Source organism: Paraburkholderia sp. FW306-02-B (genome assembly GCF_058782725.1).
This window is the reverse complement of record NZ_JBYSXZ010000002.1, coordinates 1,597,301-1,619,653: the sequence shown is the minus strand read 5'-3', so window position 1 is coordinate 1,619,653 and position 22,353 is coordinate 1,597,301. Positions and strand designations below refer to the sequence as shown.

The window sequence follows — 22,353 nt, the reverse complement described above, 5'->3', positions numbered from 1 at the left end:
CAGAAATATAAGGTTGGGCGCTTCGTTCGATGCCGAAGAAGGACATGACGATGACTGAAAAACCAGGGATGACCAGGCGGATGACGATCATGCTGATCTGTGTCGGCCTGCTGCTGGCGGCGCTCGTCGGCTTCAACCAGTTCAGGACGTATATGTTCGCGAAGTTCATGGCAGGCAATTCCGCGCCGCCCGCCACCGTCTCGGCGGTCATCGCCAGCTATCAGTCGTGGCAACCTCAGCTCGCTGCGGTAGGCAGCCTGCGCGCCGTGCGCGGCGTCGACGTGACCACCGAAGTCGCCGGCCTCGTGCGCGAAGTCGCGTTCAGTTCGGGTCAGGAAGCGAAAGCGGGACAAGTCCTGGTCAGGCTCAACGACGACACCGACGTGGCGCTGCTCCATTCGTTACAGGCAGCGGCAGAACTCGCGCAAACCGTCTATCAGCGCGATCAGGCGCAGTACGACATCAAGGCGATTGCCAAGGCCCAGCTCGACGCGGACGCCGCCGACCTGAAGGGCAAGAAGGCGCAAGTCGCGGGACAGGCCGCACTGGTCGACAAGAAGACCATCCGCGCGCCGTTTACGGGGCGTCTCGGCATCACCACGGTCAATCCGGGGCAGTACATCAATCCGGGCGATGCGATCGTGACGCTGCAAGCGATCGACCCGATCTACGCCGACTTCTACCTGCCGCAACAGCAACTCGGTCAGCTCGCGATCGGCCAGACCGTGGTGGTCGACACCAGCGCGTTCAACGGGCAAACGTTCACCGGCAAGATCCAGTCGCTCAACCCGAAAATCGACAGCGCGACGCGCAACGTGCAGATCGAAGCGAGTGTGGACAACCACGAGCGCAAGCTGCTGCCCGGCATGTATGCGAACGTGAAGATCGACGCGGGCGTCGCGCAGCGCTATCTGACGTTGCCGCAAACGGCCATCACCTACAACCCGTATGGCGCTACCGTGTTCATCGTCAAACCGGGCACGCAACCGAACGCGCAAGGTAAGACGTTGCCCGTCGCGCAGCAGGTGTTCATCACGCCCGGCCCGACGCGCGGCGATCAGGTGGCGATCCTGAAGGGCGTCGCCGAAGGCACGCAGGTGGTGACGAGCGGGCAACTCAAACTCAAGAACGGCGTGCCGCTCGTTATCGACAACCGCGTGCAACCGGCCGACAACCCGAACCCGACGCCTCAGGAACAATAGAGAGGCCGCGATGAAATTCACCGATCTCTTCATCCAGCGGCCCGTGCTGGCTTCCGTGGTCAGCCTGCTGATTCTCGTGCTCGGGCTGCGCTCGCTCGAAGCCCTGAAAGTACGCCAGTATCCGCAGACCGAAAACGCGGTCGTGACGATCAGTACCGCCTACTACGGCGCGAACGCCGACACCGTCGCCGGCTTTATCACACAGCCGCTCGAGGCGGCGATCGCCCAGGCGCAAGGTATCGACTACCTGTCCTCGTCGAGCAGCACCGGCGTGTCGACCATCATCGCGACGCTGCGCCTGAACTATGACGCGAACCGGGCACTGACCGAAATCAATACGCAGATCCAGTCGGTGCGCAACCAATTGCCGCCGCAAGCGCAGCAGCCGGTGTTGAAGGTACAGGTCGGGCAAACCACCGACGCGATGTACATGGGTTTTTACAGCGACGTGCTGCCGAGCAACAACGTCACCGACTATCTACTGCGCGTGGTCAAGCCGAAGCTCGACTCGATCGAAGGCGTGCAGACGGCCGAGATCCTGGGCGGCCGGCAGTTCGCGTTGCGTGCATGGCTCGATTCGACGCGCCTCGCCGCGCACGGCGTGACGGCGGCCGACGTCTATACGGCGCTCGGCAACAACAACTACCTCGCGACGCTCGGCACCACCAAGGGACAAATGGTCAGCGTCGACCTGAACGCGGGCACCGACCTGCATACGGTCAACGACTTCAAGCAACTCGTCGTCAAGCAGAAGAACGGCGCGATCGTGCGCCTCGAAGACGTGGCGAACGTCGTGCTCGGCGCCGACAGCTACGACTTCAACGTCGCCTTCAGCGGCAAGCGTTCAGTCTTCATCGGCATCAAGGTCGCGCCGGACGCGAATATCCTCGACGTGGCCAGGCGCGTGCGCGCCGTGTTTCCATCGCTGCAGAAGCAGTTCCCGGTCGGCATGACGGGGGAGATCGTTTATGACGCCACCGATTTCGTCAACACGGCGATCACCGAAGTCATCAAGACCCTGGTCGAGGCGCTGCTGATCGTCACCGCGGTTATCTTTCTGTTCCTCGGCAGTTTCCGCGCGGTCATCGTGCCGGTGATCGCGATGCCGTTGTCGCTGATCGGCACGTTCTTCGTGATGCAATTGCTCGGCTATTCGATCAATCTGCTGACGCTGCTCGCGCTCGTGCTGGCGATCGGGCTGGTCGTCGACGACGCGATCATCGTCGTCGAAAACGTCGATCGTCATATGAAGGAGGAAGGCAAGGCGCCCTTTGATGCCGCGCTGATCGCCGCACGCGAACTCGGTGGACCGATCCTCGCGATGACCGTCGTGCTGGTCGCCGTGTATGTGCCGATCGGCTTTCAGGGTGGCCTGACGGGCGCCCTCTTCACCGAGTTCGCGTTCTCGCTCGCGGGTGCGGTGACGGTGTCCGGCGTGATTGCGCTGACGTTGTCGCCGATGATGTGCTCGCGCTTCTTCCGCGCAGACCAGGAGTCCGGGCGCTTCGCGCGCTTCGTCGACCGCCAGTTCGAACGCGTGCATCGCGGCTACGGCCGGCTGTTGCATGCGACGCTCGACACCTGGCCGGTATTCACCGTGATGGGCGCGCTGCTGCTCGGCGGTGCGGTCTACCTGTTCATGACATCGAAATCGGAGCTCGCGCCGCAGGAAGATCAGGGCATCGTGCTGTCGCAGATCCAGGGGCCGCCGAACGCGACGATCCAGCAGATGCAGATGTATGCGGACCAGGTGTTCGATATCTCCAAACGGCTTCCCGAATATGCGCAGATGTTCCAGCTCACCGGCGCGCCGACCCTCAACCAGGGGATCGGCGGCGTGCTGTTCAAGACATGGGACAAGCGCAGCAAGGGCGCGACGCAGTTGCAGCAGGAACTGCAGCAGAAATGGAATGAGATTGCCGGTGCACGCGTCGCGGCGTTCCAGTTTCCGCCGCTGCCCGGTTCGCAAGGGTTGCCGGTGCAGTTCGTCATCAGCACGACCGAGCCTTTCGAGAATCTCAACGAGGTATCGCAGGCCGTCCTGCAAAAAGCGCGCGCGAGCGGGATGTTCTTCTTCGTCGACAGCGATCTCAAGCTCGACAAGCCGGAAGCCACGCTCGTCGTCGACCGCGACAAGGTGGCCTCGCTCGGGCTCTCGCAGAGCGACATCGGGCAAGCGCTCGGTTCGGCGCTCGGGGGCGGTTACGTCAACTACTTTTCGATTGCCGGACGATCGTACAAGGTGATTCCGCAGGTGTTGCAGACCGACCGGCTGAATCCTTCGCAAGTGCTCGATTACTACCTGCGCACGCCGGACGGCAGTGTCATTCCCGCATCGACGATTGCTCATATCGAGCACAACGTCGTGCCGGAGTCTATCAACCACTTCCAGCAGCTCAACTCCGCGACGATCTCGGGCGTGATCGTGCCGGGCGTGTCGCAAGGCGAGGTGCTCGATTTCCTGCGCAAGGCGACCGCACAGGTTGCGCCCGCGGGATATGCGGCGGATTACTCGGGCCTGTCGCGGCAGTTCGTGCAGGAATCCGGCGGCTTCGTCATCACGCTGATGTTCGCGACGATCATCGTGTTTCTCGCGCTGGCCGCACAATTCGAAAGTTTCCGCGACCCTGTCGTGATTCTGATTTCGGTGCCGATGGCGCTGTTCGGTGCGCTTATCTTCATCAACATCGGCTTGACGACGCTCAACATCTATACGCAGGTCGGGCTCGTCACGCTGATGGGGCTCGTCAGCAAGCACGGCATCCTGATCGTCCAGTTTGCCAACGAGTTGCAGCGCGCGGGCCGATCGAAGCGCGAAGCCCTGGAGGAAGCAGCAGGCGTGCGGCTACGCCCGATCCTGATGACGACGGCCGCGATGGTGCTCGGCGTGGTGCCGCTCGTGATCGCCTCGGGAGCCGGCGCCGCCGGCCGCAATGCGATGGGGCTCGTCATCTTCACGGGGCTGTCGATCGGCACCCTTTTTACCTTGTTTGTGGTGCCCGCCATGTATATGTTCCTCGCCGCGGATCACCATCACGAAACCAGGGCGCAGCACGCCGGTTAGTGCGTCCGGCGACAGGCGCTGGGTCTGGACAAGCCGGCACCTATCGTGAACACACAATTAGGTTATGTCGCGATAAGGCGGGCGGGACGAGCAAGTCCCAATATGATTTGGATTGCTTACATAACCAGCGAATAGAATTGATCGGCTGCGGTTTTGGCGAAGCCATCATCGTGCATCTGCCCCTTGCGGATCATGTGCATCAGTTCGATGCCGGCCAGGATGATGCGAGCACACCGGAAATCCTTGAAGCTCATCATTGGTTTGATGATGCGTTTGATGGCGCGGTGATCCTGCTCCACAATGTTATTCAGGTACTTGTTCTGGCGGACCTTGATCGGTGTCGACCGCTCGGCGTTGAGCGCTTCGAGCGCGGCCAGATTGGCGCCGCTCTTATCCACGATAATCGTTTCGGGCTCACCGTTCTGGTCAATCGCCTTCTCGAAGTAGCGGCGCGCAGCGGCCTTGTCACGATGGGCGCGCAACAAGAAATCAACCGTGTTGCCCTGCTTGTCGACGGCGCGGTACAGGTACTTCCATTGGCCTTTGACCTTGACGTAGGTTTCGTCCATCCTCCAGCTCTTGCCAACCGGTCGCTTGTGCCGTCGAAACGCCTTTTCGAACAACGGCACGAGCTTGATGACCCAGCGGTGCACGCTCGAATGATCCACCTCAATGCCCCGTTCGGCCATCATCTCTTCGAGGTTGCGCAGGCTCAGCGAGTACGCCACATACCAGCGCACGCAAAGAACGATGACATCCAGCGGATGATGAAGCCGCTTGAGCACCTTGCCAATGCCAGCAGGCAGCGTCTTGCGCGGCGCATCCTTCGTCTTGGGCATCTTGTTCGTCACTGGTGATCGAATGCAAATTCTAATCCAGCGCCTTAGCGCGACAAAACCTCAACGTCACACCGCCGCCTGCGGACTTGCCGTCGTATACGCAAACCGTGATCCCGTTTGCGCTGACGCCGTATGCGGCAGCGCTCGCGGCCTTTCCGGCTGCCGACGCCGCGACCGTGCAGACGCTCAGCAATATCATCGGTATCGCGCCCGTGGTGCTCGATAGCTGGAGCCTGAATGTCGCCGTGCAAAACGCCATCGGCACTACGGCGTTCCTGGTGTCGCTGCTGCAAACCGAAGGTCTCGCACTGGGTGCCTACGACGGCCGGGTGACCGGAATCGAGACGGGCATCGCCGCGGTGATCAACCCAAACTCAGGCGGCAATGACCCGACGATGAACGCGGTCAGCGGCGTGTACACAGCGATGTGGAACACCTATCTGAACGACACGCTCAAGTTCACGTCGGTATCGCCCTTCACCGACCTGAACGACCAGGCGTTCGCCAACTGGGACTTCGGTCACATCGACCCGACGGGCGCGCAGAAAGGCAAGGACGTGAACGGCAACATCGTGCTGTACACCGCCGGCGATCTCGCAGCGACGATGGAGTTGAACGTCGATCTGAAAGTGCTGTCCGCGAACGGTTACTACGATGCGGTCACGCCGTTCTACCAGACCACGATGGACTTGCAGAACATGCCGATGCAGGACGCTGCGGTGCGCAAGAACCTGACCGTCAAATACTATCCGTCGGGCCATATGATCTACCTCGACGGCGGCTCGCGCACCGCACTGAAAGCCGATCTGGCCGCACTGTACGACAACACGACAGCCGATCATGCGGCGATGGCGCGCGTGCTGCTCCGGCAGTCGAAGAAAAGGGCCGCCATGCAATCCAAACAGTAAGGGAGGTGGTTTCGGGCGAAGCCGGACTATCCCGGCTTCGCCGTCTTGGTTGCCTTGGTCGCCAGCGACCGGAAGGCGTGATGCGTTGAATGTATCACGCGGGCTTTGTCACATTGCCGGAGCTGTCGCGCAAGATCGTGTGATGAAGGATTCGAAATCGCTTTATCACGGTCACTGCTTTCCCGCTCCCGTCATCAGTTGCGCTGTGCGCTGGTATTTTCGCTTTCAGTTGAGCCTGCGCGACATTGAAGAGTTGCCGTTTGAGCACGGCGTGATTGTCAGTTACGAAACGATCCGGCGCTGAGGCGACAAGCTCGAGGTTTGCGGTATCCCATTCCAGGGTGGAATTCATTGGGTTCACAATAATTGCGGTGACACGCCCACGCCTGCGGACCCGAACGGATGGGTCAAAAAGTTAGTAGCAGACGGAAGTGTGGGTCCGAACCTCGAGGATGGTCAGAAGTACTGCTACCTGTGGCCACGCAACTGAAAGCGATATTGGCGGCCCGCAATGCGTGCACTCGTACGCCGCGTTTGCGTTCGAACCAGGGCTGGAAGGAATTCTGTTCCTTGAAAAGGTGATGATCAACTCATAGAATCAGTGAAGTTACTTCGACTCATCCAGAACGGCTGCGCCTGAGAATACGCGCCGTTTTAACGTCGCGAAAGTCTGCCCGTCTTGAATTACGCGAACGAAGCTTCCTATCGAGGGTAAGTCCGATTCATGTACGCACACCCGTGAGGTTGCGACAAACCGTACGTGGAGGGGCAGCATGGCTTGCGAAGTTCCCGTTACCCGCCGGACTTTCCTCAAGGTCATGGGTGGTGGCGTTGTCACCATCTCGGTGAGCAGCCTTCCAGCCTTGATGAGCGGCTGTGCCACACCCCGTCCCCAGGGTCAGTCATCCCCGAAATCCGCAGCAAGCTCCCTCTCAGCATCCGAAGGCCTGAACGACGCGCACGACTGGGCGCCCGATCCGGGCAAAGCACGCTGGCGAATCGACGGCGTTCTCAAGGTGACGGGATCCAAGATCTATGCACGCGACTACAAGGCAAGCGACTTCAGTGGGTGGCCAAAGCAGGAAAACTGGCTATACGTGCTGAGATGCAATTGCGTCGATAAAAGGGTCGAGGGTTTCGACCTCAGCGTATTGCCGAGGCGACTCCAGCCAATCGCAGTGGTATCCAACGAAACACTGAAAGGCAAACACATTGGCCTTGCTCAAGAAGAGAATCCCGTAGCGAATCAGGATATTTTCCTGTTTGCCCAAGAGGGACAACCGGCAGATTGCTATGGTCAGCCCGTTGCACTGCTTATCTTCGAAGACTTCAATACGTATCGCCATGCACGAAAGTTACTCGACTTCAACAGCAATGTAATTCGCTACGGCGAAATGGTGCACCGGGATACCTCTAACCCGCGTAGTTTTCCGACACCCAAAATCTACGTCCGGAACGATGAAAAATCGTTCTGGAATACCAACATGGTGACGGACGCAAGGGGCAGTCCGACGACCGAATTCAAGCAGCACTGCGACAGGATGCGCGACAATATCTGTGCATTGGCTAGGCAAAAGGTGAAGCAAAAGGCCTGGTTTGAGTTCGGCACGTCAACGGGCCCCCATTTTGTGACGCCTGCGATAGATCCAGCTTTCATGGAACCGGAGGCAGGACTCGCCTGGTACCAGCCGGATACCGGCTTTCTGCAACTCGTCCTCGGAACGCAGTCGGCACGCGATGACGGCATCGCGGCCAGCAATCTGTTTTCCGGCAGCGACATCAACATCCGCCAGGTGCATGTCATTGCGTGTTACCCCGGCGGTGGTTTTGGAGGTCGCGACAAATCCTGGTTCCCGCTCTATCTTGCTTTGGCGGCGCCATTCGCCAATGGCGCACTACGCTGGCAACAGTCACGCTATGAGCAATTCCAGGTCGGCTTGAAACGCTCGGAAACTGAATTTGAGGAGTCGATATGGGTCGACGCCGAAGGGAAGATTCAGGCGCTCGACAGCCAGTTCATCATGAATGGAGGGGGCAAGAGAAATCTCTCGCCGGCTGTCGCTGACCTTGCTGCAATGAGCGCAATGAGTTGCTATGACATCCCTCGCGCTGCCGCGCGAGCGCACGCGAACTATACGCCCGAAGTGTTTGGCGGCTCACAACGCGGCTTCGGCGGTCCGCAAGCCTTCATGGCCATCGAGACCTTGATGGATGAGGCCGCTCACGCTTTACACAAGAGTCCATTCGAAATTCGGCGCGCCAATCTGCTTCGTATGGGCCATGGCAGGACCATTACGGGAGCGCCCGTTCTCTTCGATCTCCAGTTGAACGAATTGCTTGGCCGGCTCGAATCCCACGCCTTATGGGCGAACAGGGAAAAGACACGCGCTGAACGACGAAAGAACGGGCTGAAATATGGCGTCGGACTCGCGATGTCCAACCAGGCCTACGGAACCGGTAAGGATGCTGTGTTTGCCGTGGTGGAAATCCAGTCCAACGCAAAGCTGCGCGTGCTGACGCACTACACAGATATGGGTAATGGCGCGGCGACCACGCTTGGCCTCGCGCCCGCCAATCATCTCGGCCAGAACGCGCAACACATCGTGATGAGCGAGGTCGACGCATTTGCTTCAATCAAAGAATTCAGTTACCAGGCTCTGGGAAAGTGGGACGACTCACGCAGCCTCGCCATAGCAGCGCCTTTTGGCTCTTCGAGTGCCTGCCTTGGGGCATTCCATCATTTTCAGGCCGTCGATCGCGCAGCAAAGGCGTTGCTGCTGCAGAGCGTGCTGCCAGCGGCGCGCGAGCTTTTGAGTGCCCCTCAGCTCCAGCAGCAAGACCTCAGTTGGGTCAAGGGAAAGCTCACGACACCGGGCCATTCAGCCCTCAGTTGGCCGAAGTTACTCGACAAGGTCAACGAGAGGCATCTGGATACCGTGGCCGCGGTCCACGTCACCTATGCCGGTGAGTTCTGGAAAGGCCAATACGTCTTCTGTTCCGGATGCTTCGAAATGGACTGCGATTTTGTGGCGGTCGGCCGGGATGTGCAAACGCTGACAGCCTTGAAGTGTAAAAAAATGACAGCTCCCCCCGACGCTGTTGGATATGGCCGGACCAACTATGCCCCCGCCGCAGCGCTCGTCGCCGTGTCGGTCAACCACAAAAGTGGGCAGGTCAATGTCGAGCACGTTGTGACGACCCTGAGTGCTGGACTCCTGATATGCCCGGAGATTGTCCAGGGACAATCGCAAGGCGCGGTCGCAATGGCGATAAGTAATGTGCTGAGCGAGACCTGTCCGCTCGGTCCTGACGGCCCTGGAAATGGCAGGTGGAACCTCGACCGTTATCTGATAACGCGCATGAGCGATATACCCCGGCAAGAGTTGATCCCTTTAGCGCCGCCTGCCGACAAGTACCGCAAATGCGCGCGCGGCATCGGAGAGGCCGTCATGTGCCCCATTGCGCCGGCAATACTCAACGCTCTGGCGATGGCGACAGGACACCGCTTCAGGCAGACGCCCGTTACGCCAGCAATCATCCGGGCGGCGCTAAAGTGAGCGACTCCGACATAACGATCCACGTGAACGGAAAGCCGGTAACGGTTCCTGCCGCCGATGCAGACATGAGCCTCGCCGAGTTCCTTCACGAGCGCATGGACCTGACGGGCACCAAGGTCTGCTGCAGCATCGGCGTTTGCCATGCTTGCACGGTAGGCATGCGCAACCGGAAGGGCGCGCTGATGGAGAAAACCCTGGCGTGCACGACGACAGTCAGCGCCATCGCGAATCAGCACATCTACACAGTTGAGAGCCTTGCGGACGGAAGCAATCTCTCACCGCTACAGCAAAGCTTTCTTGAGTCGTTCGCCTTCCAATGTGGCTACTGCACGCCCGGTTTTTTGATGGCGGCCACAGCCATGCTCGATCATCTGAAGACGTATCACATCGGAGCCGACGAACTTGAGGCGACGATCCAAACATGGGTGGGCGGAAATCTTTGCCGCTGCACCGGCTATGTCAAATACCTCGACGCGATTCGCAAAGTCGCACGTGCGCAAATCAACGGCGGAGCCTGACGATGAAGACCATGTTCAGACTGCTCGCGCTATACCTCATCATGTCCGGCCCGCTGCTCGCCGAAAAGCATGAGCAGACAGTGCTTGAATACGGTGCGCAATGCGTTAGAGAAATTGGGCACATTCCTGACTTTGATTGCAATAGCGGGACGAACATACCCATCACGATCAACGGGAAACCCCCTGCAGAAAAAGAAACGCCGAGTCAGTGCGACAGGCCGTCATTGCTTTTCCCCACTTCGGAAGTGCAAGGGCAATGCGCACCGTACTCCAAAATACTCAACCTGTCGGATGGAAATACGCAAATATCGGCGTACTGTCGCCGGAACACGTGGCGTGAGGACAAAAACATCCGCTATGACGAAGTGAATATCGTGCTTCACAGCTCTGCCAATGGCAAAACCTGCTGGTTCCAGTCAAAGTCAGCTACAAATGGCATCGACGCTTCACGTGTACCGCCGCCGGATGAGAAGTTGCCCCCGCATGGTAAAGTTTCGGCGGTCCAATTCTGGAAGACGCCAAGCGAACTCGCCGCCCAGAAGATCAACTGCATATCGTGCCACGATGCCGGACCGTTCATCCTCAGTCCATATATCGCTCAGGTCTGGGACAAGGTACCGACCGATCCTTGGGGAAAGTACTCAAGTATCGGCCCGGCGTTCGAATCGCATCATCTCAGGGTCGTCAGCACACCGGGTAACACCTGCATTGGTTGCCATCGAATCGGCAGTGAGCAAAGTTGCGAGGTCTATCTCAGGCTTTCAACGGGCAAGCCCGCGCTTAGAACCGGCAAGCCTCCGCCAGGTAATAACCAGCTAGCGAACAGCTATCCGTTGAGCCACTGGATGCCAACGGACAACAACATGAGCCTCACGGAGTGGGACGCTGCCAATATCAGGTCGGTCGACGCCCTTCTGTCCTGCTGCCAGAACAAGAATCGCAAGGATCCAAACTGCACCTTGACACCGATCGCGACCAGCGATCAGACTAAGTGACGACAACCGCCCGATTTGGATTCGGCTCATTTGCTGCTTGAGACTATGAGCGGCCCTTACGTTCAGCGGCTTACTACGACCAGTCGAAATCCGCGTCTGACAGGTTTCTCACGTTTTCGCCCACGGCATCGGTCGCCTTCATTGTCGATCGAATGGACAACGCTCTTCCACCCGCGAGACGCACTCTCCGTCGACGTGACATAGTCAGTCGGCCGGATCCAATTGGCGTCGCTGCTTTTCAGTTCCAGGCTGGCGGCCAACAGATATCGACCCGCTTGAGGGTGGTCTTTGTTGAACTGGTACGCCAAGTTGTATTTCTGAATCGCTCCGCGCAGGTCGCCTTTGCAGTCAAGCGCACGCCCCCAGTCGACGTACGAGGGTACGTGACCCGGATCGAGCGCCACTGCGTGTGAAAATTTTTCCGTTGCCTCGTCAACGTCGCCAACCTGTAAAAGTGCCTCGCCCCAATCGTGAAGGTTGTCACTGAAGTCAGACCTTAACCGGTTTGCTTCAGCGAATGCATGAAGCGCTTCGCGATACTTGTCTGGTTCCTCCGCGTGCATCAGGACATCGCCGAAAACCCGCCATGTATCGGCTGTTGCTGATCGCAGTCTTACGCTGTAACGAAGTTCTGCAATCGCCTCGTCAATGCGATCGAGACCTTCCAGTGCGACAGCGTGGATCTGATGCAACGCCGCCGAGTCGTTGTATATGACGAGCTGGTCTGCACTAAACTTTTCTGCTTCTTTCCATCTAGCCTGGATTATCAGGATGTCACCATTTCCAGCTAGCGCTTGCGCAGCAGAGTCGAGCGCTGGGGACTTGATCACTTCACTGTAGATCTGCACGACGCTCTCAAAATTGCATTTCGCTACGCTACAGTGCTTGCCTTCAATCTCCTTGACTAGGTGACTCGCAAGGACGTTAGGCTGTGCGAGCCGCATCGCGCTATTGCCGGTGTCTCTAATGAATTTGTCGACGTCAATTTTCGAGCCTCGTCCTTCGGTCACAACAAGGGACTCGCGCTGATCGAACGCCCCCCCGTCGATGCGTAGATGTGCGATCAAGGCCGAATCATTTCCTTCAACAACGTCGATACGGACGGCAACGTCTGGTCGGCCGAACCTCTGCTTAAGAAAATCGACGATCGCCTGGTATGTGACATCTTGCCCTGGAATCCGGATGTTCAGTTTGGAATCGGCCACGCCAGTAATCACTTCGTGTGGGATGGTTATCTTGGCCCCTATACTCATTTTTGCATCTCGGTCGTAACCTGTTTGGCCACGGATTCCGGTGTATAACCGCGTTTCTGCAGTGATGGAGGTATTTCGATCGGCGGCACAGATAGCTGGCGCGTGTACCAACCAAAAGCTACCAACCCAATAAAATACAGGGTGATAAAAAAGCAGATCCAGCTGAGCAGCCAGGCCTGCCACTTGGCAGGCCTGAGCAAGAATAGCTTCCATGCTCGCTTCAATCCCAAACGGTTTGCGTTGTCGGATCTCAAACGAATGACGATCGAGATGCGCGGGAAACGCGATCTCCGCATGTCACGGTGAATGGCTGGCATGACGCGCCTCGCTTCGATTGGATCGACGGGTGTTGCTGTGGATCTCTGTGCGAGCATCTTTACGCATCGACTATGCCAGTTTGCCGAAACCCTTGTGCAGCGGCCAGTATGGACAAATTGCCGTGCCGGGTGAGCGGAGGATGTTGTCCTGCACGCGACAATCTTGATGACTGGCTGTTGGGTTAGCAGCGACTCTCAACTATCGGCGGAAGTGGCGCGACCATCCAGCAGCCGACCGGAATTGAAGCACACTGGAAGCGCTTTCTTTATAGGCTGCGAGCGTCACGACCGATGCCCATCGTCATAGCCGGTCGTGCTAACGCAGAGGATTTTTAGCGAGGCCGTCGCATCCTTGCGCGCGTAGTCGGCGTATTTGGCAAGTTCGGCGCTGTTCCCGAGCTGGTCGAGGGTAATTGCACGGTCGCCGAAATAGCGGCTCTTGAAAAGCGTGTTATCAAGCACCTTGATGTCGAGATCGCCCAATTGACCCTTAAGTTCGCTATATGTGTAGTTTTTTTCCGGACCTATCAACTCCGGTCAGTGTTCAAAAGCTGCAGACGACCAACACTATGAAAACTATGAGATAACGGTCGGCCCATCGTCCGCGAGCAGTTTCTGCGGCACTTGGCTAAACGTGTATTTACCGGTATCCGCTTGCAGATCGAATACCCATACCACATCGAATCGATCGTCTGGCCATTTCGGAGGCACGGGACCGTTTGAAAGCGGGATGCTGGCAGCGATCGCGGGAATATCCTCGTGCTGCCAGCAGATCAAAACCGTGTCCCGGCTCGCGAGCGCCGCGTGGGCGACACCGACTTCCTGCCCTTTCGTGTACTGGCCATTGGCGTTGATCTCGATGGAAATCCGCGCGCTCAACGGCGTGATCGTTTCCATCGGACGCTCACTTTTGTCGCCCGGCGTGACCGTTGCAGCGAAAAGGACATTCGGAACCGCAAGTTCTACGCTCTGCAACGGGCCACGGGCGGGGCCGAAGAGCGAGACAAGCGCGCCAGCCCGTTGCCAGCCGCGGGGAATAAGGCTCTCCGTGTCCTCTACTCCGTTGACGTCCACACCATAGGGCTCGCCCTTGCCATCGGGCTTTTCGGCATGACGAATGATCATAATCTTCGTGGCGGTCGGCGCGGCCATGACAGCGGCCCCCTACGTTTGAGGTTTTCGTTAGCGGACAACAGCGCGCTACACACTACATGTGCATCCAGTTATATAGTGATAGCAACCGGAATGATCCAATGCAAGGTCGACCCAACACTTCATTGCGGACTCCCGAGGTCGGCGCCGCCGCGTTGGCGCTCGACGGCCCGCATGCCGTTTTAAGACATTCACCATGAACATCGATAACGCCATATCGAGAACCGGACCTAACCTGGCAAATTCTTTCCAGCGCTCCCAACCAGATAAGGTCAATACCCGTCGAATGTTAGGAATGACACATTCGACTAAAAATTACAGACAAACAGTATCTAACTGAAAGTTAAGTGTCCTAGAATTCCGTCGCAGCACAATTCTCTGCGCTTTCTAAAAAGTCCTCTCTCGTCAACGGCACACACGAAAGAGCCCGGCCAAATGTTCATGGCCTGTCTACCGGCTACAGTGCCGGAGAGCGCGGCGTTTGCGCGGCACCCCATGCGATGTTCTTTGCGACGGCTTCCGCTTGTTGCACAGCCAATCCTTTCGCGATGCTCACTCGCCACAGTGCTGCATCGAGGCTGGATCAGCTACGTGCACCGAACACACGGAGATTGCCATGCCCTTGCCTGTATACGGAATTCTCTACGGTACTGTCGTCACTGTTCGCCCGCCGCGGGTGAAAGAAACCCACTGGCTGCTCGTAGTGCAGCCGCTTGACCCAAAACATCCCGCCTATCGGGTAGCGATTCAAATCGTAGATTCCAAGATCGGTATCGAAGCTCAATGGTGCGACCTCAGCAAGGGCAGGCGGGCGGCACAAGATGTCGCCGAGGGGCTACTCGGCACTTACGCCCATGCCAATGCCCCAAGGAATTTTCTGACAGCGCAGGATTGCAGCGACGGTCAGACGGTTCCTGGCCTCGACTACGTCCGATCGGGTGTCGTGCCTCTAGAAGCTTTCAAGGCCACGAGCAACGCCGAAGACAACCCGATCGTGACAACGTTCTCACAGCGCGTTCGTCCGGGAACTGAGATCGTAATATGCGGCACTGGGTTACCCATCAACCCTCTAACATCCAGCGCACCCAACACCGGTTTCACTGGAATAGGCAACGTGCATATGAACCAGGGCACGCGCACCTGGATTTGCAATAATGGCCATCACGATGAAAACGGAGCCAATCAAGATGGCGCGCTGTTTTTGCTCAATGGCTCCAGCGTCATGGGCTTGTTTCTGAAATATGCTAACCAGTCACTGAATACAGACTCCAACGGCAATCCCCGAGATAGCGGCGTTGCGTCGATTGATAATGTGCGCGACCAGGCACGGCCCGTCGTCAGAAAATATCTCCAGGCTCGAGCCACGGAAGACGCCGCGGCAAACGTTTCGGCGGCCCAAGCAGTCACCGGCAATCCCAGGCGGGCGGCAACGGGCTTTCTTTTCCAGGATCCTGCCGGCTCCACTCTGAATGATCCGTTTATTGCCGACGACGATAGCACCGTCATTAACAACCCAGTCGCGCAAGCCTACGCACAAGGGAAAACGCGAGCGCCCGAATACATCAAGGGTAATCAACCCCTGGTAATGCGGCTTGAAGACGTACGCGGACAAACCTTCGTCGATAGCATCGGCAATAGCATCGTCTTTGATTTCATCGGGGATACCGGCGCGGCAACTGCGTCTACCTATCCGGGTGAACAGGAGGTCACCTCGCAGCTATGCGCGCTCGCCATGAATGCGCCTGAGCCGCCGGCGTTTTGCTTTCACGTTGGCGACGTGGTCTATTTCTATGGTGAGGCGAACTACTTCCCGTGCCAATTCGGCGTACCCTTCAAGAACTATCCAGCACCGATTTTTGCCATCCCTGGCAATCATGACGCTTGTGTTTACGACGACCAGCACACGCCATTGCAAGCGTTCATTGAAGTCTTTTGTGCTGACAATCCTGGCAGCACTGGAGTCCTCGGCGGCGTCTCGCGTACGACCATGACTCAGCCGGGTGTCTACTTCACCCTCGATGCGCCTTTAGTGAGCATCGTGGGCTTGTTTTCCGGGGCCGCTGAGTCCCAACGCTACATGAGTGCGCAGCAGATTCAGCACTTCTACTCAGAACTGCTGCGGCTAAAGCAACTGCGGGAACAAGGGGACAAGCGGGCGGTCATTTTGTCGGTGCACCACTTGCCGCAGTTCTATGCCAGCAGACCTGATGCAGTGAGTACCGGCCTAGATGCCGCTTGTAAGCGGGCGGACATTTGGCCGGACGCCGTCGTTGTCGGCCATGCGCACTTGTATCAGCGCTTTGTTCGTGCGGTGGGGGACCAGCAAATTCCCTATATTGTCGCCGGCAATGGCGGCTATCGCATCTCGCCCGGACAAGATGCTAAAGTCAATGGTCACCCCCAGGTCAATAACAACTTTGTCCGGGATGTTCTTGGGTTTGTCCGCGCGAACTGTGATGGCCAATCGCTTTCTTTCCGGGCGATAGACAAAAACGGGCAGAATATAGATCAACTCAGCGTTGACCTGACGGCGAAGACGGTCCGTATCGGGGCCTGAGGGACCGTTGCCGCACCCGCTATGTGGATAAATCTGTAGGCGCGGAAAACTGACTCTTCGTTTGCGCGCGCTGCCAACGGGACACGAACGACCGCAATTGGCAGGTTCGAAGGTCCTTTGTGGTGCTCCGCACGTGGCAGCAACCTGCCGCAGCCCCCGGATCGGGAATCCGGATCGGCTGAATTCGTGACAGTTCCCGCCAGACGGCCTTCCTGGGCGTGCGCGGTGACCCGTCTACCCGTGGTCAAGCCGCGGCAGGTCCGCAAGCGTCCGGCCGGGACCGGACTCCACGGCCACCGTCTCGATCCCTTCGCGACCCGCCTCATCCACGACGCGCCGGACCTGCGGACCCGCGACGCGTTGTCCATCCAGCGGAAAGACGGTCACCACGGTATCGCCTCTGGCGAGCGCGTCGACCACCTCAATCATCGGCGATTCGTGCGGCGCGACCTCAAACTGTTCGCCGCTCACGGAAACCTGCCCCCAGAGTACGTGGTTGCCCTTTGCGAATCCTGCTCAAGCCGGACCGCGGTAATAGCGTGCACTGTCATTTGCACTTCCTCACTGGCTGGAGAAATCCTGGGATGAAGGAACACCCGCTGCTTTCCAGCGACGCTGTGATTCACGCCTGGCGCGATGCCTGGCCGATGGCACCGCCGTCCCGCCTGCGCGGGCTGGCAGGCTTGGACCCCGGCGCGCGCGGCATCCGCATCTGGCGGGGCCGGTGCCGGGGCTGCCGGAATCAGCCCTGATCGTCATCCGCGGCGTAATACTGCGCGGCCGCCTCGAGCATGCGCTGCTGCTCGGCGCGCACATAGATCGACGTCGTCTGCAGCGACGCGTGGCCGAGAATCGCCTGCACCACGTCGACCGGCATGTCGCGTGCGACCGCGCGCGTGCCGAAGGTGTGGCGCCTATGTCTTCAGAGACATAGGCGGCATACCTTTGCTGTCCGGCGCTTGATGCTCTGGCATGCCCAAGGCACCGACATCGACCAGATGATGCTCGCGCTGTCGACGATCCATTCTGACGACCATCACCCAACAACAGCGGGCCATAACCGCCCCCTGTTGTTGATGCTTTTACTCAACCTTGCGCCGCCATCTAGTGGCGCTTTTACACCGCCGCTAACACCGCCTATCGCGATAGCTTCGTGCTCTTCCTTGAGTTCGCCGAAGCGCGTCTGGGCAAGTCGCCAGCCATGATGGCACTGGCGGATATGACGCCGGAACTGATCATGGCCTTCCTCGATCATCTGGAACGACAGCGGCACAATTGCGTGCGCAGTCGCAATGCGCGACTAGCGGCGCTGCGGTCGTTTCTGAAGTTCGCGGCACACCGCGATGTGGCGTCGCTACAGGTGATCGAACGCGCCCTGGGTGTTCCAGTCAAGCGCTTCGAGCGCCCGATGTTTAGCTATCTGTCGCGCGAGGAGACGCTGGCCGTGATTGGTACACCGGACGATTCCTGGTTGAGCCATCGGGATCATGTTCTGTTCCTGCTGATGTACAACACTGGAGCGCGCGTCTCGGAAATCATTGGGGTCAAGGTTGACGATGTGATCCAGGACGAAGGCTCCGCCTGCATTCATTTACGCGGTAAGGGGCGAAAGCAGCGCAGTATGCCGCTTTGGCGGTCCACTGCGAAGACGATACGTGCATGGTTGAGAGTGAATCCGGAATTCCAGGCAACATCGCCGCTGCTTCCGAATCGGAATGGTCACGCAATGACGAGAGCCAATGTTGCATTGAGGCTAACATTGGCTGCCAAAAAAGCAACCGGATCCTGCCCCAGTCTTGCAAACCGGCGTGTATCTCCTCATACCATCCGTAACGCCACTGCGATGCATTTGTTGCGGGCTGGCGTCGACATCAGCGTCATCGTGTGGCTCGGGCATGAGAGCCCCGTCACGACTCATCACTATGTCGAAGCCGATCTGAACATGAAGGAACGTGCCCTGGCGAAGCTTCACGAACCGCAGGCTACGATCCAGCGCTATCGGGCACCTGACTCGCTGATCAACTTCCTGAAGGCGCTGTGATTATGCAAAGGCCGGAGCTCGAGCTTGCCGCTACCCACCAGCTCTCCCCCGGGTTCCGACCAACTACTTTCCATAATCAACAACTTGGCATAATCGGCCGAAGCAGACTGCCGTTCTTTCTCCGTCGCGGCCATCCCGCCATAACCGGTGACGGGCGCGGCGAAAGCACACGTTGGATCCCGGCGGCTCGGTCGGTGGCGTTGCTGCGATGGTCCGCTAGTTGGCTTTCGCCGGCACACCTGTTCCTGCGTTTGTGGTCCATTGGTAACTGGCACCATGATGCCCGCCAGCCTTCGACTGGTCGCATCAACATCCTCGCACGCGTGCGAGAACACGCACCGTGCTCGAAATATGGATGGATAGTTCCCGATTGGCTAACTTGACGACGTTGATCGCGATCATGCTCGGGACGTCGCAATGAGCGCGACAACCAGCGCGTCGGCAAATCAGGCACGGGGCTTAAGTCTCACAGGCATTTTGTTCGGCACCATCGTGAAGGCAGAAACCTCTTCAATCTCGGCCGGGTCGATTGCCAGTTCGATCTTGAAGTGCCTCATCAACATCGATATAACCAGCCTCATCTCGACCGCTGCAAGGTAACGACCCGGACACACTCTCGGCCCCGCACCGAATGTCAGGTACGCCTTCTGTTCATGCACACCTTCCGATGGGTCTCGCGGATGCCTCCAACGGTCAGGGTCAAACGTTTCTGGATGCACGAAATTCTGCGGGTCCAGCATGCTTGGACGCGTGAGAAATAGCATGCGTGTTCTTGCCGGTATAGCAACACCTCCCAGGCACACGTCAGTCAGTGGCTCGAACGTCTGTATTGCAGCAACTGGCCGCAGTCGGAGTGCCTCACTGCATACCGCCTCGCATAGGTCGAGGTGCTTTAATGCGTCGTAGTCCGGGCAGACCCTGGACTCACCGAGTGCCGCACGCGACTGTTCGAATAGCCGGTTCTGCAGATGCGAATCCGCGGCAATGTACATAAGCCCCCAGGCAATTGCATTAGCCGTCGTATCCTCTCCTGCGACCAGAAGCGTCAGGACGTTCGCCGAGACCTGTTCGTCAGTAACCGTTGAATCGGGCTCGTTGCGCGCGGCAAGCATCGCTTCGAGCAAGTTGTGCGGTGGCGCATCAGGCGATTGGCGCATGCGCTCACGCGCCCGTTCAATCATTTTCTGAATGTAGCTGTGCACCTCAACCATTGCCCGCGCGAGTCGCCGGTCCTGGGGAAGAGTGACGTAGTGCCAGTAGGGAAAGAGGGCAGTGACACGCCTCATGAGCGCCGGCGGTATGAGGGCAAGCTGTTCCTGGATTACGCCCCGTTCCTGTTCGAGCGTATGCGGGTCCTCGCCGAAGGCGAGCGTACTCGTCACGTCAACGGTGTAGCGCTTAAGTTCTTCTGTCATTTCGAGCGTTCTATGCTCCTTTGCCGCCTCTTGCAGGCGAACGAGAAGACGCTCGGTAATGGCCGCCAGAGTCGGATAAAAGGCCTTAATGTTGGAAAAGGACAGCGCGCGCATGACGAGCCGACGCTGCGGTTCCCAAGCCGTGCCTTCGGCAGAGAATAGTCCGTTTCCGCCAAGCTCCGCCATAACGGATTCCATTGGCGCAAAACGTCGATACAGATGCGGACGCTCGCGCATGACAGTCTGGAACAGTTCCGCCTGCGTCCACACTGTGACCGGAATCGTGCCGAGTTGAACCCTGAATGGCGAACCAAATCGCTTCGCCCATTGCTCCAAAGTCAGGTGAAGTCTCGCCGGTGCCATCTGGAACAGATTTCCCAAGAGGGGCAAACCTTGCGGGCACGGTAGATCTGCGACAGTGCGCAAAATCTCGTTGGCGTCGAGTTGAAGGTCCGCCATACTCTCCTCCGCTTCGCATGCCGCAATGCGAGGACAATGGTCGTGAAGAACGCTCTTGTAGAGGATAGGTCATGGCTTGCAAATCGAAGTCGTTAGTCGCAAATGCAACCGCTGAAATATTCGTCGTTGGCCGCGTGGCACTAAGTTTGGGCGCGTAATTCTGGTAAATGCTTGCATAGATGCCGCTGCCGACATTGGTCCTCCACTTGACTCAGATGGACTGCCATTCCCCTGCGCGAGCGACCGCTCCGGCCGACTGAACGCGACGAAGGTCGCCCGCGCGCGATTGTCTCCCGTCTGGGACGGAGCGGACATTCGAACGTCCGAGCGAACGAGCCAATGACCGCTCCTGGCCGAACCTTGCCGATCGTCAGGCGATGAAACAGGGCAAGTGACAGGTAACTCCCTACGCACGTTCTGCCAAATACCCGCGTCACGCAATCACACCGCGGCTCAAGGCCTCAGGCACCATCTTCGCGCTCCTGGAGCAGCCTCCATTGCACCTTTCCGCTGCCCGTGCGCGGCAACGCGGAGATGAATTCGACGATCGTTGGCACCTTGTACGACGCCATGTGATCGTGAGCCCATGCAATGATTTGCTGTGCCGACACGTCGGCGCCGACGCGTAAGACCACGAAGGCCTTCACTGTCTCCCCCCTACGCGCGTCGTGTGCTGCGACGACACACGCTTCCTGAATCGCAGGGTGTTCAAAGAGTAGAGTCTCGACTTCGGCGGGCCGTACCTTGTATCCAGAAGCGTTGATCATCCGCTTTAACCGGTCGACGAAGAAGAAATAGCCGTCTTCATCGATATAGCCGAGGTCGCCCGTGCGCAGATAACGCTTCCCGGAAACTTCGACGAAGGCATCGCGCGTGGCCTCAGGACGTCCCCAATAGCCCGTGAACACTTGCGGGCCGCTGACCAGAATTTCACCCGTTGAACGCGTATCGAGGACCTCGAACGTTGTGGGATCGACCACAATCGATTCCGTGTCCTGAATCGGAATACCCAAACACTGCTGCTTGCAGCGCTGTGGAGGGTTGAGATGGGTCGCACCAATGGTCTCGGACAACCCATAGCCCTCCACATAGGGAACGGCCAAACGGGCTGCCATGCGCTGCGCCAGTGCCTTAGGCATTGCAGCGCCACCGCCACCCACGATCTCGATGGAACTTAGGTCGAAACGGTCGAGATCGGACACGCTCATGAAGTCAATCATCATCGTCGAAATGGCGCTCCAATAGCTTATGCGGTAGCGCTCAATCAGTTGCGCGGCACAGTGACTGTCCCAACGTGTCATCACGACCATGGTCGCCCCGACGAAGATGGCCACATTCATGGTGTGTTGCATCCCGGTGACATGAAACATCGGCATGGAGCATAAGATGACTGAGTCCGACGACAAATGACACCATTGCACAGACGCGGCGACCACATGATTTGCGCTTCGATGCTTATGCATGCATCCTTTCGGGACGCCGGTGGTACCCGAGGTGTAGGGAATTACCGCGAGGTCCTCGGGCGATGCGACATACGCCGATGGCTGCTGAGCGGCCGCGATTGCAGCATGCCAGCGCACGGCTTTCGGTGGGACAGTTGCCGAGAATTCGGGGCGTGCGTCAAGTTCGGGGGCGACCTGGGTCAGCATAGCGGGGAGCGGCAGGTCGGTCGCATCGTCGATGTAGTCCGCGTAGCGCGCCACGATCATATGGTCGAGCGCCTCCCCGAGAAGTGAGCGAGTATTCTCGAAGAGTTCCTCGCCCAGCAGAGCGACTTTCGCACCGCAGTCTTCGATAATCTGTCGAAGTTCGGCAGCCGTATCCATCGGATTTACCGGCACCACGACAGCATTGGCTCTCAAGATTGCGACGTACCCGATCACATATTGCGGGCTGTTCTGCATGTACAGCGCAACGCGATCGCCACACGCGACGCCGCATTGATGCTGAAGGAAGCCGGCCAGCGCATCCACTTCTTTCCGCAATTGCGCATAACTCATCGCGCGACCGTAGAAGTGAATCGCCGTCTTCCCCGGTTCATGCCGTCTTTTCGGCATCTGTGCCATCGTCAGGTGC

Annotated in this window: 14 protein-coding genes and 3 pseudogenes; 9 read left to right on the top strand and 8 right to left on the bottom strand. The window is 58.4% G+C overall.

All coding sequences use genetic code 11. From position 1 onward, the window contains the following. The first annotated feature begins 50 nt into the window (after positions 1 to 50). Positions 51 to 1,202 (top strand): efflux RND transporter periplasmic adaptor subunit, encoded by a 1,152-nt coding sequence (locus tag AC3WOG_RS28405; protein ID WP_492581155.1) that lies wholly within the window; start codon positions 51 to 53, stop codon positions 1,200 to 1,202. Positions 1,203 to 1,212: 10 nt separating this feature from the next. Beyond that, positions 1,213 to 4,266, top strand: coding sequence for an efflux RND transporter permease subunit (locus AC3WOG_RS28400; RefSeq protein ID WP_492581154.1), 3,054 nt, complete (start codon positions 1,213 to 1,215; stop codon positions 4,264 to 4,266). Between the two features lie 116 nt (positions 4,267 to 4,382). Here the strand turns inward: AC3WOG_RS28400 and AC3WOG_RS28395 are convergent, their stop codons facing one another. After that, positions 4,383 to 5,105, bottom strand: a complete 723-nt coding sequence (locus AC3WOG_RS28395; protein WP_492581153.1) for an IS6 family transposase — start codon at positions 5,103 to 5,105, stop codon at positions 4,383 to 4,385. A 35-nt stretch (positions 5,106 to 5,140) separates the two neighbouring features. On the opposite strand from AC3WOG_RS28395, the pseudogene AC3WOG_RS28390 reads away from it, so the two are divergent. From AC3WOG_RS28390 to AC3WOG_RS28370, 5 genes and pseudogenes are all read left to right on the top strand, one after another. After that, positions 5,141 to 6,013, top strand: a pseudogene (locus AC3WOG_RS28390) (peptidase S1); the annotation flags it as partial. A 142-nt stretch (positions 6,014 to 6,155) separates the two neighbouring features. Then, positions 6,156 to 6,314 (top strand): annotated as a pseudogene (locus AC3WOG_RS28385) (IS6 family transposase); the annotation flags it as partial. Between the two features lie 472 nt (positions 6,315 to 6,786). Further along, a complete protein-coding gene (locus tag AC3WOG_RS28380) occupies positions 6,787 to 9,570 on the top strand; it encodes a xanthine dehydrogenase family protein molybdopterin-binding subunit (protein WP_492581152.1) in 2,784 nt (927 codons plus the stop codon). Then, positions 9,567 to 10,088, top strand: coding sequence for a (2Fe-2S)-binding protein (locus AC3WOG_RS28375; RefSeq protein ID WP_492581151.1), 522 nt, complete (start codon positions 9,567 to 9,569; stop codon positions 10,086 to 10,088). The genes AC3WOG_RS28380 and AC3WOG_RS28375 overlap by 4 nt, the downstream gene beginning before the upstream one ends. Positions 10,089 to 10,090: 2 nt before the next feature. Then, complete coding sequence (locus tag AC3WOG_RS28370) at positions 10,091 to 11,083, top strand: hypothetical protein (RefSeq protein ID WP_492581150.1); 993 nt, start codon at positions 10,091 to 10,093, stop codon at positions 11,081 to 11,083. Positions 11,084 to 11,145: 62 nt separating this feature from the next. On the opposite strand, the gene AC3WOG_RS28365 is transcribed toward AC3WOG_RS28370, so the two are convergent. The 3 genes from AC3WOG_RS28365 to AC3WOG_RS28355 form a co-directional block, all read right to left on the bottom strand. After that, positions 11,146 to 12,549: a tetratricopeptide repeat protein gene (locus AC3WOG_RS28365; RefSeq protein WP_492581149.1), complete on the bottom strand. Its 1,404-nt coding sequence runs from the start codon at positions 12,547 to 12,549 to the stop codon at positions 11,146 to 11,148. 386 nt (positions 12,550 to 12,935) lie between these two features. Continuing rightward, the gene (locus tag AC3WOG_RS28360) at positions 12,936 to 13,136 is read right to left on the bottom strand and encodes a hypothetical protein (RefSeq protein WP_492581148.1); all 201 of its coding nucleotides are present in this window, start codon (positions 13,134 to 13,136) and stop codon (positions 12,936 to 12,938) included. Positions 13,137 to 13,229: 93 nt separating this feature from the next. Continuing rightward, positions 13,230 to 13,805 (bottom strand): hypothetical protein, encoded by a 576-nt coding sequence (locus tag AC3WOG_RS28355; RefSeq protein WP_492581147.1) that lies wholly within the window; start codon positions 13,803 to 13,805, stop codon positions 13,230 to 13,232. A 616-nt stretch (positions 13,806 to 14,421) separates the two neighbouring features. Here AC3WOG_RS28355 and AC3WOG_RS28350 point away from each other — a divergent pair. Next, positions 14,422 to 16,362 carry a DUF2278 family protein gene (locus AC3WOG_RS28350; protein ID WP_492581146.1) on the top strand — a complete coding sequence of 647 codons (1,941 nt, stop codon included), beginning with the start codon at positions 14,422 to 14,424 and terminating at the stop codon, positions 16,360 to 16,362. A gap of 234 nt (positions 16,363 to 16,596) precedes the next feature. Here the strand turns inward: AC3WOG_RS28350 and AC3WOG_RS28345 are convergent, their stop codons facing one another. After that, entirely contained in the window at positions 16,597 to 16,833 is a 237-nt protein-coding gene (locus tag AC3WOG_RS28345) for a hypothetical protein (protein ID WP_492581145.1), read from the bottom strand. Positions 16,834 to 17,104: 271 nt separating this feature from the next. Then, positions 17,105 to 17,263 (bottom strand): annotated as a pseudogene (locus AC3WOG_RS28340) (hypothetical protein); the annotation flags it as partial. Positions 17,264 to 17,515: 252 nt separating this feature from the next. Between AC3WOG_RS28340 and AC3WOG_RS28335 the strand changes: the two are divergent. Further along, positions 17,516 to 18,403 (top strand): tyrosine-type recombinase/integrase, encoded by an 888-nt coding sequence (locus AC3WOG_RS28335; RefSeq protein WP_492581144.1) that lies wholly within the window; start codon positions 17,516 to 17,518, stop codon positions 18,401 to 18,403. A gap of 446 nt (positions 18,404 to 18,849) precedes the next feature. Here the strand turns inward: AC3WOG_RS28335 and AC3WOG_RS28330 are convergent, their stop codons facing one another. Both AC3WOG_RS28330 and AC3WOG_RS28325 read right to left on the bottom strand, forming a co-directional pair. Continuing rightward, positions 18,850 to 20,277: a cytochrome P450 gene (locus tag AC3WOG_RS28330; RefSeq protein WP_492581143.1), complete on the bottom strand. Its 1,428-nt coding sequence runs from the start codon at positions 20,275 to 20,277 to the stop codon at positions 18,850 to 18,852. Between the two features lie 461 nt (positions 20,278 to 20,738). Then, a complete protein-coding gene (locus tag AC3WOG_RS28325; protein ID WP_492581142.1) occupies positions 20,739 to 22,343 on the bottom strand; it encodes a long-chain-fatty-acid--CoA ligase in 1,605 nt (534 codons plus the stop codon). Positions 22,344 to 22,353: the final 10 nt, after the last annotated feature.